10 protein-coding genes and 1 pseudogene are annotated in these 12,638 nt (G+C 74.8%); 7 read left to right on the top strand and 4 right to left on the bottom strand.

The features are described from left to right. Nucleotides 1-150 precede the first annotated feature (150 nt). On the top strand, nt 151-1,134 hold the full coding sequence (locus ACFWOG_RS07125; RefSeq protein WP_380355597.1) for an HD domain-containing protein: 984 nt from the start codon (nt 151-153) through the stop codon (nt 1,132-1,134). A gap of 279 nt (nt 1,135-1,413) precedes the next feature. Here the strand turns inward: ACFWOG_RS07125 and ACFWOG_RS07120 are convergent, their stop codons facing one another. The 4 genes from ACFWOG_RS07120 to ACFWOG_RS07105 form a co-directional block, all read right to left on the bottom strand. Next, nucleotides 1,414-1,833 carry a nuclear transport factor 2 family protein gene (locus ACFWOG_RS07120; RefSeq protein WP_380355595.1) on the bottom strand — a complete coding sequence of 140 codons (420 nt, stop codon included), beginning with the start codon at nt 1,831-1,833 and terminating at the stop codon, nt 1,414-1,416. Between the two features lie 205 nt (nt 1,834-2,038). After that, the gene (locus tag ACFWOG_RS07115) at nt 2,039-3,298 is read right to left on the bottom strand and encodes a hypothetical protein (RefSeq protein WP_329950767.1); all 1,260 of its coding nucleotides are present in this window, start codon (nt 3,296-3,298) and stop codon (nt 2,039-2,041) included. Between the two features lie 218 nt (nt 3,299-3,516). Further along, nucleotides 3,517-3,945, bottom strand: coding sequence for a nucleoside deaminase (locus ACFWOG_RS07110; protein ID WP_329950768.1), 429 nt, complete (start codon nt 3,943-3,945; stop codon nt 3,517-3,519). After that, nucleotides 3,942-4,853 carry an LLM class flavin-dependent oxidoreductase gene (locus ACFWOG_RS07105; protein ID WP_380355592.1) on the bottom strand — a complete coding sequence of 304 codons (912 nt, stop codon included), beginning with the start codon at nt 4,851-4,853 and terminating at the stop codon, nt 3,942-3,944. Before ACFWOG_RS07105 ends, ACFWOG_RS07110 begins: the two co-directional genes overlap by 4 nt. Before the next feature lie 382 nt (nt 4,854-5,235). On the opposite strand from ACFWOG_RS07105, the gene ACFWOG_RS07100 reads away from it, so the two are divergent. From ACFWOG_RS07100 to ACFWOG_RS07075, 6 genes and pseudogenes are all read left to right on the top strand, one after another. After that, nucleotides 5,236-6,234, top strand: coding sequence for an aldo/keto reductase (locus ACFWOG_RS07100; protein WP_380355589.1), 999 nt, complete (start codon nt 5,236-5,238; stop codon nt 6,232-6,234). Nucleotides 6,235-6,515: 281 nt separating this feature from the next. After that, nucleotides 6,516-7,955, top strand: coding sequence for a hypothetical protein (locus ACFWOG_RS07095; protein ID WP_329950770.1), 1,440 nt, complete (start codon nt 6,516-6,518; stop codon nt 7,953-7,955). Beyond that, on the top strand, nt 7,952-9,127 hold the full coding sequence (locus ACFWOG_RS07090; protein ID WP_380355586.1) for a hypothetical protein: 1,176 nt from the start codon (nt 7,952-7,954) through the stop codon (nt 9,125-9,127). Before ACFWOG_RS07095 ends, ACFWOG_RS07090 begins: the two co-directional genes overlap by 4 nt. A gap of 333 nt (nt 9,128-9,460) precedes the next feature. Further along, a complete protein-coding gene (locus tag ACFWOG_RS07085; protein ID WP_380355583.1) occupies nt 9,461-10,837 on the top strand; it encodes a hypothetical protein in 1,377 nt (458 codons plus the stop codon). Next, entirely contained in the window at nt 10,834-11,661 is an 828-nt protein-coding gene (locus ACFWOG_RS07080) for a hypothetical protein (RefSeq protein WP_380355580.1), read from the top strand. The genes ACFWOG_RS07085 and ACFWOG_RS07080 overlap by 4 nt, the downstream gene beginning before the upstream one ends. A 63-nt stretch (nt 11,662-11,724) precedes the next feature. Continuing rightward, nucleotides 11,725-12,638: pseudogene (locus tag ACFWOG_RS07075) on the top strand (hypothetical protein); the annotation flags it as partial.

The following is a 12,638-nucleotide window of genomic DNA, read 5'->3' as shown; positions in this document are numbered from 1 at the left end:
GCGCCACGCCGCACGGCCGGTGACCGGGCGATCAATTGACTGCCCAAGGCCGGCGTCCGCCCGTAGAGTGACCGGATGGCCGGCCGAATGGATCAGAAACCTTTGCAGGAAACCGGAAATGACGCGGTATCACCCGCTCCGACCCATGTGGTGGGCCTGTCACCCGTGTTCACCGACCCGTTGTGGCGGATCCCCGTCCGGCTGAACCCCGTCGAAGTCGCCCTGCTGCGCACCGAACCGCTGCGGCGCCTGCACTTCGTGACACACGGCGGGGCCTCGACGATCAGCACCCTGCAGTCGTACTCCCGGCTCGAACACACCCTCGGCGTGCTCGCCCTGGTCGCGCACTTCCGTCCGGAGGACGAACTCCTGCGGGTAGCGGCGCTGGTGCACGACATCGGCCACCTGCCGTTGAGCCACACCTTCGAAGGCCTCTCCGGCCTCGACCACCACGCGATCGGCCTGCAGTTGCTGCGGGCCGACCCGATCCGTCCGGTGCTGGAGGAGCACGGGATCAGCGCCGGAGCCGTCGTCGCCGCACTCGGCGCGCAGCCGCCCTCACCGCTCACCAACCGCTCCGGCCTGCTGAATCTCGACCATCTCGACTCCTACGTGCGCAGTGGGCGTGCCGCCGGGCGCCTGGACGCCGATCCGGCCGCACTGCTGGGCCGACTCCGGCTCAAGGACGCCGCGGTGTCGGCCGACCGCGAGACCGCCGCCTCGCTGGTCGGCCTGGTCTGCGCGGAAGCACGGCTGCACACCTCGTGGGACAACGTGGGTCCGGTCTCGGTGGTCCGCCGCCTGGCCCGCCGGCTGCTCGACAGCACGGACCTCGCCCCGGCCGGGCTCGCTCGGCTGACCGATCCGCAGCTGTGGTCCGCGCTCGACGCCTGCGAGGCCACGCGGGTGGAGAGTGCCATGATCCGGTACGAGCCGCACCGGCTGAAGGTCACGGCCGGCAGCGCTCCGGGCGTTCCCGGGGACGCCTCCGGCTGGGACTTCTCGCTGCGCAAGATCTACAGCTCCGAGCCGCTGGTGGACGGGCGGCGGATCGAGGTGTCCGCGCCGGAACTGGCCGCCGAGCTCGACGCGCTGAAGTCGCTGTCCACCACGTTCCGCGTCCGGTGGGACTGAGACACCCGGCACGGGGACACGGGGCACGGGGACACGGGGCACGGGGACGCGGGGCACGGGGACGCGGGGACACGACGACGCGAGGGCGCACCGGCGGGCGAAAGGAGAGGACGTCGCCCCCGGTCCGCCCGTCGCACGAGCTACTGGCCCACCCTCCCGTCGACGCACTCGCGCAGCAGGTCGGCGTGCCCGCAGTGTCGGGCGACGACCGGCGGTGACCGACCCGGCCGCGCGGGCCCCGGTGGTGAGCGTGCCGGCGTGACGCGTGCTCGAACGTCCTCAGCTCATCAACTCGGGCGCGAAGTAGTCCCGCAGGCGAGCGATCCTCCCGTCCCGGACGCGGAAGATCTGCACCAGCGAGACGGTCTCGTCGCCCCCTCCCCCGTCACCGGCCCCGTCGAAGACCGTGTCGATCTCGGCGATGAACACGTCGGGATCGGCGGTCACGTGCAGCACGTACCCGGACTTCTCCAGGTTCGGCAACCGGCCGCCCTCCGACTCCCGCTCGTAGTAGGCCGCCATCGTCCGACGGATCTCCTCGCGCCCCACCAGCTTCCTGGGGAAGGCGGCGCCGGCCGGCATCAGCGGCGCTTCGAGGACACCGTCCTCGGTGAAGTTCTCGGCCAGGGCGTCGGCGTTCCGGGTCAGGGAACCCGCGTAGACGTAGCTCTGGAAGATCTGCTGCGGCGTTCGGAACACGGTGGCCTCCCCTGGACTCGGACACGGGGTACCACACCATCACAGGATTGCTTCCGGGACGACCGGTTCCGGGCCGATTCCTGCTCCCGCCCGGGCCGGGCGCGTTCCGGCGGACCGGCCGGACACGCGTTCGCCCCGCCCACCGGGTGCGGCGGACGGGGCGAACGGGACGGGCGGACCGCGGACAGGCCTTGGTCAGGTCAGGTCAGGCGCCCGCGGTGGCCAGGTCCTTGATGTCCTCGTAGCCGAGGCCCAGCTTGTTGTAGAGGCGCACCTCGTCCTCGGTCAGCCCACCGCCCTTGGTCAGCTCCTTCACCTGGGCGTCGGTGAGCGGCGTGGCCGCCGCCGCACCGGCCGAGTCGTCCGCGCCACCCACGGAGGCACCGCCGAGGCCGCCGCCGAGGAGGCCGCCGAAGATGTCCTCGATGTCCGCCGAGGTGATCTCGGCGGCACCGGAGGGCGCCTGGACCGCCGGGGCGTCCTTGCCGAACGCGATCCGCACCGGAAGCGTGGCGCCCGGGGTGGGCTTCTCCTCCAGCTGGGCGAGGTCGAAGGTCACGGCGGACAGCGCGCCGCCGTCCAGGTAGAGGTCCAGGGCCAGCTTGCGGTCAGGCACGTCACTCGGGACGGCCTTCGGCAGCTTGGCCCCGCTCGGAAGCTCCTTGGCCAGCGGCTCGACGGCCTTCAGCAGGTCGTCCGCCAGCTTGCGGGCGGGAGCGCTGAGGGTGATCAGGTCCTTGCCGTCCTTCTTGCCCTTGTCCTCGAAGGAGACGTCACTGGTGAAGATGTTCTTCAGCGACGTCGCGAGGCCCTCCGAGACCTTCGGGTCCAGCGTGGGCGCGGCCGAGGGCGAGGCCCCCGCCTTGCCGCCGGCCGACTTCGCGGAGTCCTGGAGCGCCGACGCGTCGAAGGTGACCCACTTCCCGGTCAGGCCGTCCTTCAGGGCCGTCGGCAGGCCCTCCGTCATCTCCTTGACCTGGGCCGGGTCCTCGCCGACCAGCGTGGCGATGCCCGCGAGGTCGGCCTGCGCGTAGGTCTTGCCGCCGACCTGGCGCAGCTCGACCAGCGACGCGCCGCCCTTGCCGGTGAGCGCGTAGGAGAAGGAGACCGACTTGTCCGACAGCGCGTCGACGGTCTTGCCGTCGGCGCCCTTGCTCGGCTTGACGTCCTTGAGCGGCTTGTCCGCGCTGAAGGAGACCGCCAGGCTCACGGCGGAGAGCGCGGCCGCGGTCTCCGCGTCGACCTTCTCGCCGGTGGCGGTGCCGAAGGCCTCGATCTGCGCGGGAGTCGCGTCGATGGAGAACTTCGCACTGAACGACTTGCTGTCGTTGAGCTTCCCGAAGGCGTCGGACACCTTCTCCGCGGCGGTGAGCTGCTGGACGGTACCGCACGCGGCGAGCCCGGCGGCGAGAACGGTGCTGCAGGCGGCGGCGACCAGGGTGGTGCGGACGGTCCTGCGTATCACGGCGTTGATGGGAAGCCTCCTGAGAGCGGCGTAGAGATCGGGGAAGCAACTGGTCCGCTGCCTGTGTACGACAGGACACAGGCAAGCACAGCACCCCTCGCGCGGGCACCTGCATTTCCCGGCTGCCTCCCCGGAGCGAGCACAAACTACCGCACCCGACCGACAACCCCCACGCCCCGTCGCAGGTGAACGGGGCGCCGGACGCCGGGCGCCGGGGGTCAGCGGTAGTACGGCTCGACGACGGACCGGGCCTCGTCGAGCAGGGCGGGGCCCTCCTGCGGGACGGGCGGCTGATCGCTGCCCGGCCTGATGTCCAGGAGCTGTTCGCCGGACAGGGCGAACACCACCCGCCGCAGGCCCGCCCGCCGGACGACCGCCGCGCACATCGGGCAGGGCTCGCAGCTGGTGTACAGGGTGGTTCCTGCCGCCGTGGCCGGGTCCAGCTCCCGCGCGGCCCACCGCGCCAGCTTCAACTCCGGGTGTGCGGTGATGTCCTGATCGGTGAGGGTCGTGTTGCGGTCCTCCGCCAGGACCGTCCCGTCCGGGCCCGCGAGCAGCGAGCCGAACGGCGGGTTGCCGCCGTCGCGTGCCTCGGCCGCGAGTGCGACGGCCCGTCGGAGGAGGGCGAGGTCGTGGGGTGCGGTCATGACTGCTCCGTCGGGTTGCGTCGGCTGCTGCTTCGACTGTTTCGGCTGTCTCGGCTGTCTCGGCTGTGAGGACGGTGGAGGTGTGCGGCCACCGCGGCGAGCGCCTCCCGGCCCGTCTCCGGGTGGCAGGTCGTGCGCGGGTCCCCGTCGTAGGGGTCGAGGACGACGGTCTCCGCGCCCAGCAGCCGCAGCCGGTCCAGGTCGTCCGTGATCTGCTCGATCGTGCCCTCACCGGCCTTCCGGTCCGGGCCGACGATCGGTGCCCCGGTGAGCCGGAGGGCGATCCGTGGCGCGAAGGCCGGTACGGGGAGCCCCAGTTCGTCGGCGACGGCCTTCAGCCTCACCGCCGCCTCGCACAGCCACGGCATGGTGGGCCGCAGCGGGTGCCAGGCGTCACCGAAGCGCACGGCACGCCGCAACCCGGCGTCGCTGTTCCCGCCGACCCAGACCGGGATCCGCCCGGCACCGTAGTCGGCGGTGTCGGCCCAGGCCGCCCGAACGGCCCGGAGGTGGTCGTCGGTCAGCCGGCCGCGCTGTTCGAACGGGATCCCGAGGGCGGCGAACTCCTGCCGTGCCCAGCCCACCCCCACACCGAGGACCAGCCGGCCACCGCTCAGCCGGTCCAGGTTGGCCGCCATCCGCGCGGTGAGCAGCGGGTGCCGGTACGGGGCGACCAGGACGGTCGTGCCGAGCCGGATCCGGGTGGTGACGCCGGCGAGCCAGGACAGGGTGGTGAAGGGCTCGTAGAACGGGGCCGGATACCGCTCGGCGACGTCGGGCGTGATGACGAGGTGGTCCGAGACCATCAGCAGGTCGAACCCCAGGTCCTCGACGGTGCGGGCCCAGCTCCGCAGGGCTCCCGGGTCGGTGCCGGGGCCGAAGTTGTGGATGTTGACTCCGATCTTCACAGCTCGAAGCCTAGTCAGGCAGGACGTGCCCCCAGAAGGGATTCCCGCCGGTCCAGGGGCCGTTCCGCCGTGGATTCACCGGTGATCGTGACCTGTCGCCGGGAATCCCGCGCAGCGCCCTCCCGGGGCCGGCGCGGCGGGTGCGGCCGGGCCCGCGGGCGGACGGGTCGGCCGGCCGTCGCCCGCCCGTGACGGACCGCCCGTTCGCCCCGGCCCTGCCCCTGCTCGGCGCCGGCCCCCGGCCCCCGGCCACGCAGGGGCGGCGCCGGGCCGGCCGGGGCGGCGCAGGTCAGAGGCGGTCCGGGCGGCGTCGGCGGATAGGGTGCGGTGCGGGCGCGGTGACCTTCCGCCGCCCGCCGCGACCCCCGAAGGAGCCCCCACCATGCCGACCGCACCCGCCGCCTCCGCAGCCACCGCCGGGCCGTCGGTCGGACGGTTCGGTCTGGGCACGGCCGCGGTCGGACGGCCCGGCTACCTCACGCTCGGACGCGACCTCGACCTTCCCGCCGAGCGCACCGTCGAGGCGCTCCGGACCCGGACCCACACCCTGCTCGACGCCGCCTACGCGGCGGGCGTGCGGTACTTTGACACCGCCCGCTCGTACGGCCGCGCCGAGGAGTTCCTCGGCGAGTGGCTGGCCTCCCGGCCGGGGAACGTGGCCGACGTGACGATCGGCAGCAAGTGGGGCTACACCTACACCGCCGACTGGCGGACCTCCGGGGTCCCCGTCCACGAGGTCAAGGAGCACTCGACGGCCGTGTTCGACCGTCAGGTCGAGGAGACCCGGGCTCTGCTGGGCAGGCGCCCGGACGTGTACCTGGTGCACTCCGTCACGCCCGACAGCCCCGCCCTCACCGACCCCGCCCTGCACACGCGGCTGGCCGGGCTGGCCGCCGAGGGCGTCCGGGTGGGTCTGTCCACCAGCGGCCCGGCGCAGGCCGCGACGGTCCGGGCCGCGCTGGAGGTCGAGGCCGACGGCCGGCCGCTGTTCGCCGCCGTCCAGTCGACCTGGAACGTGCTGGAGCCGTCCGCCGGGCCGGCGCTCGCCGAGGCCCACGCGGCGGGTCTCCTGGTGGTGGTCAAGGAGGGCATGGCCAACGGCCGCCTCGCCGACCGCAACGCCACCGGCCCCGACACCGCCGCGCTGCGCGCCCTCGCCGCCGCCACCGGCGCGTCCTGCGACGCCGTCGCACTGGCCGCCGCGGCCGCCCGGCCCTGGGCGGACGTCGTGCTCTCGGGGGCGGCCACCACCGGGCAGCTGGCCTCCAACCTCACCGCCGCCGGGCTCGGCCTCACATCGGCGCAGCTCGCCGGGCTGGCCCCGATGGCCGAACCGGCCGAGGCGTACTGGCGCACCCGCGCCGCGCTGCCCTGGGCGTGAGCCCCCCCACGGGCCCGCCGAAGGCGACTCGGCGACTCGGCGACGAGAGCGCGACACCGGGAGCGGCGGGAGGCGGGGCCCGCAGCTCCGGGCCGTGGCTCCGGGCCGTGGCACCCCGCCCTGCCGCCTCTGCTACGGTCGACGGGCCGGCCGCGGGACTCCGGTGCGACTTCCGAAACGCGCCTGTACAGCATTGATTCGCAGTTCGCACCCCCATTCCCCGGCCGGCACCCCGGGTCCGGGGTCACGGACGGCAGCACACAGGGGCGGGGAGCGGAACGGTGGAGACGTACGGCGACCTGATCGCCGCCGAGGACGTGCTGCTCTTCGTCAACGCCGCCATCACCGGCACCGGCCAGCGCGAGTTCCACAGCGGCGCGGACGAGCAGCGCCTCTCGCTCGACTTCCTGCACACGTACATGCTCGTCAACTACCGCGGACCGTACGCCGCCGCGCTCGCCCTGGACATCAACGACCACAACGCGGCACTGATCGTCCGGCACCTGCTGGAGAGCGCCCGCGACGCGACCGTCGAGCAGCGGCACACCGAGGGCCGGCTGATCGCGCGCCGGCTGGCGCTGCTGCCCCCGCAGCGGGTCTACCGGCTGATCGCCGACCTGCGCCGGGCCAAGGTCAACAACCGCCGCACCCGCGCCATCGTGCGCGACTGGCTCGCCGCCCGCCCCGACCAGGCGTTCGACGCCGTGAAGTACCGCGCCGGCCTCAAGCTGGCGCTGCGCCACACCCACCTGCGGACCGTGGCGGAGGAGACCGGCGACTTCCTGTACGCCCCGCGCCGCCGCGCCCGGTTCGAGGCCCCGCTGCTCGACGCCTGGCGGCGTGCCCACCACCAGCAGTCGGCCCTCTACGAGCTTCCCTACACGGTGGCCGAGGGCTTCGCCCACCGGCACGGCATCCCCCGTGCCGCCTTCCTGGAACGCATCGCCCCGCGGATGACCGCCCTGGAGCGGCTGCGCCTCCAGGAGTCCGCCCGCGACCACGGCGCCGACGCCGTCCGCACGGACCTGTCCCGGATGCCGCTCACCCGGCTCGCCTCGTACGTGCTCGGGCTGCCGCCCGCCGACCGGACGGCCCGACGGGCGGAGCTGACCGGTGCCCTGCGCGGCGCGGCCCTCCGGGCCGCACGCACCGCCGGTGCGCGGGAGGGCAGTTGGGGGCGGGTCACGGCCGTCCTCGACGACAGCTTCTCCTCGTACGGCTCGGGCACCAAGCGTCGGCGGCCGCTCGCCGCCGCCCTGGCGAGCCACTTCCTGCTGGAGGTGCTCGCCGACGAGTACACCGCGCTGTGGACCTCCGGCCTCACGGACGCGCTGCTCGCCCGCCCCTCGGGCCCGACCCCGCTCGGCCGGCGGATCCTCGACGCCCTCGACACCGCACCGCAGCGGCTGCTGATCGTCTCGGACGGCTGGGACAACGCGCCGCCCGGCCTGGCCGCCGAGGTACTGCGGGTCTGGCGTACCCGGCTGGACCCGCAGCGGCGGACCAGCATCGTGCACCTCAACCCGGTCTACGACGCCGAGGACTTCGACGTCCGGCGCCTCGCCCCGACCGTGCCCACCGCCGGGCTGCGCGACGCCGAGGACCTGCCGGCGCTGGTCGAGTTCGCCCGGTTCGCGGAGGGCCGTACCGACCTCACCGAGCTGACGGACCACCTGGCCGTCCGCACCGAGCGGTTCCTCGCGGCGGGAGCAGGCCGATGACCACCGTTCCGCCGGCGTTCCGGCTCGACCTGGCCGGCCTCGACACCCGGCCCGCCCAGGTGTGGGGCGGCGTGCGGCTGGTGCCGCTGGTCCGGGACGAGCCGGTCGAGGGGCTCCGGCTCCGCCAGGAGCTCTACGAGGACGAGTTCGCCACCGTCGCGGTGGGCCGCCGCTACACGTACAGCTCGTCGTACGTCCCGCACGGCTTCGTCGCGGACTGGAGCGGCGACGGCACCCCGGCGGCGGCGTACGGGACCCGGCTCGACACGTCCTCGCCCGGGACCCCGCCGGAGCTGGTCAAGGTGCACGCACCGCGCCGGATGACCAAGCGGGCGGACCGGACCCGCCTGCGCTTCCTGCCCCTCCACCTCGCCCTCGAAGGCTACCTCTCCCTGCACTTCGGCGGCCCGTCGATCTCCTGGGAGCAGTGGTCCGAACACGCCCTGCGGCGCGGGCTGTCCCCGCGCGCCGAGGAGGCGTACGGCGGCGCCCAGGTCCGCGGACTCGCCGACGCCCTGCGGCAGTTCGAGATCCACCCCGGCCAGTGCGGCGTCGTGCTCTACGTCGCCGACGCGCTCGCCGCCGCGTTCGTCGTCCCGCACCCCGACGACTACCGGGCGCTGCACCGGAGCCTGCTCCTCGACCTCTACGGCGAGCTGATCCACCACTACGGCGTCCTGAGCACGCCGGTCCCCGACTTCCGGGCCGACCTGCGGGCGGCCGGTCCGGTCGACTCCCCGGCCGCGCTCCGGGCCGCCGTCGAGCAGCAGGAGCGCGCCTGGGCGGAGTTCCACGACACGGCCATGGCGGGCGGACTGCTGGACGCCGACTACCGGCGCCGGACGGTGTACCGGCTCGACCGTTTCACCCTCTCCCGTTTCCTGCCGGACTTCCGGCCCAAGCGGGAGAACCACATCGGTGAGGCGATCACCGACGAGGACGGCCGGATCGCCTACCTCAAGTCCTTCCGCCTCTCCGAGAGCCAGGTCCGCCGGGGTCACCTCCTCGACCGGCTCGCCGCCCACGACTGGCACCTCCCGGCCACCGCCGAGGCCCTGGGCCTCACCGAGGCCCAGCTCGGGCTCCGTCTGGAGTCGGCCGGCTTCGGCGCGCTCCTGCGCCAGGACGTCCTCGACCACTACCGCCGTCACGCCCGCACGGACGGGCGGTAGGGCGGGCTCCACGGGCCGTCGGGGGTCGGGTGCGCGCACGCGCCGTGACGGCGTCCGTGATCGGCGGGCCCGGTCCGGTGACCGTCCGTGGGCATCGTCGGTGGGCGCCGTCCGTGGGCGCCGTCCGTGGGCATGGTGCGGTGACCGTGGGCGGAGGATGATGGGAGAAGGTTCGTAGAAGGACGGTCGGCGATGACCCGACACCTGCCCCGCTCGGCCGGCGCGAGCGGCTCCGGCCCTGCCCGGCCCCCCGCGCACCGGCCCCACCGGCCCCACCGTGCCCGGAACCGCCCCGGAGGCGGGCGGCGATTGCCGTTAGGGACCGGTCGGCCGGTGCTCCTCGCCCTGGCCGCGGCGCTGCTGGGCGCGGTGATCGCCGTCGCCTCCGTGCTCTTCGCCCCGGCCGCGCAGGCCCGGGCAACGGTGCGCCTCGACCCGGACCACGGCCCGGCGAAGACCCAGGTGACGGTCGGGGGCGACGGCTTCCGGGCGTGCCTCCCCGGGACCGCCACCGTGCAGTTGACCTGGGACTCCTCACCGGCCGGAACGGCCCAGGTCGGGTCGAAGGGCCGCTTCACCGGAACCGTCGACGTCCCCGCGAACGCCACTCCGGGTGCCCACGAGGTGACGGCCGGCTGTACCGCTCCGCCGTCACCCGGCACACCGTCGTCACCCGGCACACCGGAACCGCCCGACGACGGCCCGGTCGTCTCCGCGCCCGGCCCCGCCGTCGCGCCCCCGCCCGCCGCCGCAGCGGTGACCGTGTCCGCGACGGCGACGTTCACGGTCGAGGCGACGGGGGACGAGGTGACCTCCACCCTGGCCCTGGAGCCTGCGAGCGGACCCGCCGGGCGGCAGTTCACCGCCGAGGGCACCGGTTTCCACTGCACGAAGAGCGCACTCGTCGTGGTGCGGTGGGACGGACAGGTGGTCGCGCGAGGCGCACCCGCCGCCGACGGTTCCTTCAGCCGTCCGCTCACCGTGCCGGCCGACACGCCGCCGGGCGAGCACCCGGTGACGGCGTCCTGCGGCCCCGACTCCCCGTACCACGCCGAGGCGACGTTCACGGTGCCCCCTCCCGGCGGGAGCGGTTCGACCGGATCCCGGGACGGCCGGCCCGAGCTGCGCGCCGCCCCCGCGAGCGGACGGGTGGGCGAGCCGGTCGCGGTCACCGGCGCCGGCTTCGCCTGCCACGGCACCGAGGTGGAGCTGTCCTGGAACGGCACCACCTGGCGGCGGGTCGCCACCGACGACGGCGGACGGTTCACCACGACCACCCGGATCGCCGACGACGCCCGGCCGGGCCGTTACACCCTGCACGCGGTGTGCCCGGCCTACCCGGCCATGGCGGACGACGCCGCCTTCGAGATCCTGGCGCCCGGCCAGGGCAGCGACCCGGGAGCGGGTGGCGACCCGGCCGCGGGCGGCGACCCTGGCGCGGACGACGCGACGCCCACCACCTGGGTGGTCGGCCCGGCAGCCGGTGGTGCGGCCGTGCTGGCCGTCGCCGCCGGGGCCTACGTCCTCGGCCGACATCGGGGCCCGCGCTGGGCCTCCGGGCACGTCGCCGTCGAGCCCGCCCCCGGTGAACCACCCCGGCCGCGGGTGGACGAGACCGACGACCCGGCGGGCCCGACCCGCACCGTCCGGCTGGAGCCGCGATCCGATCCCGGCACCCACCGCGTCGAGGAGCACGAGGAGGAGGAATGACCGGCGCCACCCTGACCGACCCGGCCACCGCGCGGGACCTGCTGTTCTCGGCGGAGGCCGGCAGCGCCGTGGACGCGCTCACTGGGGCCCTGCGCGAACAAGGCACCGTCGATGCCCTGATGCGCGGTGTCCCCCGGTTCACCGGCGCGGCCGGGCGGGCCGTCGAACACGAAGTGGCCGCGGCGCTGGACGGCCTGCTCGGCCGGAACCTGTTCGAGTGCGCCGCCTCCGGCTGGAGCCGGTACGCGGCCCTGACATCGGCCGCCCGGCGCACCCGGGCCGCCCCCGACACCGAGGAGGTCGTGGCGCTGGCCAGGCACCGCATCACCTCGACCAACAGCCCGCACGTCGACCTGCTGGTGGACGGCACCCCGGTCGGTTCGGTCCGGATGGCGCTGGCCCTCGTCATCGAGCTGGACGGCGTGGTGGCCGTGGTGCGCCGCGCCCGTCTGGCGGAGATCCGGGCCGGGAACTGCACCGTCACCGGCGCGCTGACCGTCGAACGGCAGACCGTCGCGCAGCGTCGGCTCACCTACGACCTGCCCGGCGCGGTGCACCTGCGCCACGGGATCCCGCTGCTGTCCGACGAACCGGAGGCGGCGGATCCGCCGGTCCCCCGGATCCCCCCGATGCCGACGGCGCCCCCCGCACCGCAACCCCTGTCGCCGCCCCCCGCCCGTACCGCTGGACGCGCCACCGCACCCACTGCCGGAGGCGGACCGACGCGCCTCGTGACACGGTCACACCGCGGCCACCGGCCCGTCGGCCTCCCCGCTGACGGGCCGACGGAAAACGAGGTGCGGGGTCGAGCGGGCGCGCAGTAGGGTCGGCGCGATGATGACTCCTCCTTCCAGATCGGGGGTCCCGTCCGCGCGAAGTGAGTGCTGATGCTCACTCGAACCGCGAACGGGGACACCCGGCTTTCCTTCTGGCAGCGCGTGCGCGAGTTCGCCGTGCCGCCCACCATGATCGAGACTTCGACCGCCCGCCGCCTGGTCGGTGACTGGGCCGGGGCGTGTGCGGCCGCAGGTGTCGATGTCGACCTGGACCTGCGATCCGTCGCACGCGCCCACGGCAGTGATCTCGCGGCGCTGATCCGCGGCGATCTGCGGCACCTGGCGCCGGACCTGTTGCGCTGGCACCTGCCGAGGGTCGCCCCGGACGGGCTGCTGCGCCCCGGGCTGACCGTGCCGCTGGCACGGTACGGCGCGGGCGCGGTGCAACTCGTGGTCCGGACTCCCCCGGCCTGGGCGGATGCCGGCCAGCGGATCGGCCTCGCGCTGTGGGACGCGTCCCGCGCCGGGTCCCGCGACCGCCGACATCCGCATCCACACCCCCACCCGCACCCCCACCCCCACCCGCATCGGAGGTTCCGGTTCGACCTGCACCGACACCTCTGGGACGCCCGCCGGGCCCACGAGCTAGGGGAACGGGCCGGCGCCGATCGGCCGCCCGCGGACCGGATCCCGGTGCCCCCGGGGTTCGCCTGCGCCGTGGACCGGTGGGCGGCGGAGGCGGGAATCCTGCTCCGCGCCGAGGGCCGGCCCCCCGGGGCCGTGGCCGTTCGTCTCGGTTCACGGCAGCGGCTGGTCCTCGGCCTGCTCGCCGACGAGGGCGGGCTCACCGTAACTCCGTCCACCGCCGACCAGGGCGCCGGGCTGCCGGTACTGCCCGATGCGGCGACCTGGGTGCTGCCGGACCTTGAGCTGCTCCGGGCCGGGCTGATCCGGCCCGATCGCCTGCACCCCCTGGTCGCCGCGGCGTTGGCTCCGGGCCACCGGCCCGCCCCTGCCCCGGCGGG

This window comes from Kitasatospora sp. NPDC058406, from assembly GCF_042722765.1.
GTDB lineage: Bacteria > Actinomycetota > Actinomycetes > Streptomycetales > Streptomycetaceae > Kitasatospora.
The sequence above is the reverse complement of the archived record's forward strand: the minus strand, read 5'-3'. Positions and strand labels throughout refer to the sequence as shown.

Coding starts and splice junctions, on each gene's coding strand:
- ACFWOG_RS07110 (WP_329950768.1), bottom strand. CDS start 3,945: ATGACCGCACCCCACGACCTCGCCCTCCTCCGACGGGCCGTCGCACTC.
- ACFWOG_RS07100 (WP_380355589.1), top strand. CDS start 5,236: ATGCCGACCGCACCCGCCGCCTCCGCAGCCACCGCCGGGCCGTCGGTC.
- ACFWOG_RS07080 (WP_380355580.1), top strand. CDS start 10,834: ATGACCGGCGCCACCCTGACCGACCCGGCCACCGCGCGGGACCTGCTG.
- ACFWOG_RS07090 (WP_380355586.1), top strand. CDS start 7,952: ATGACCACCGTTCCGCCGGCGTTCCGGCTCGACCTGGCCGGCCTCGAC.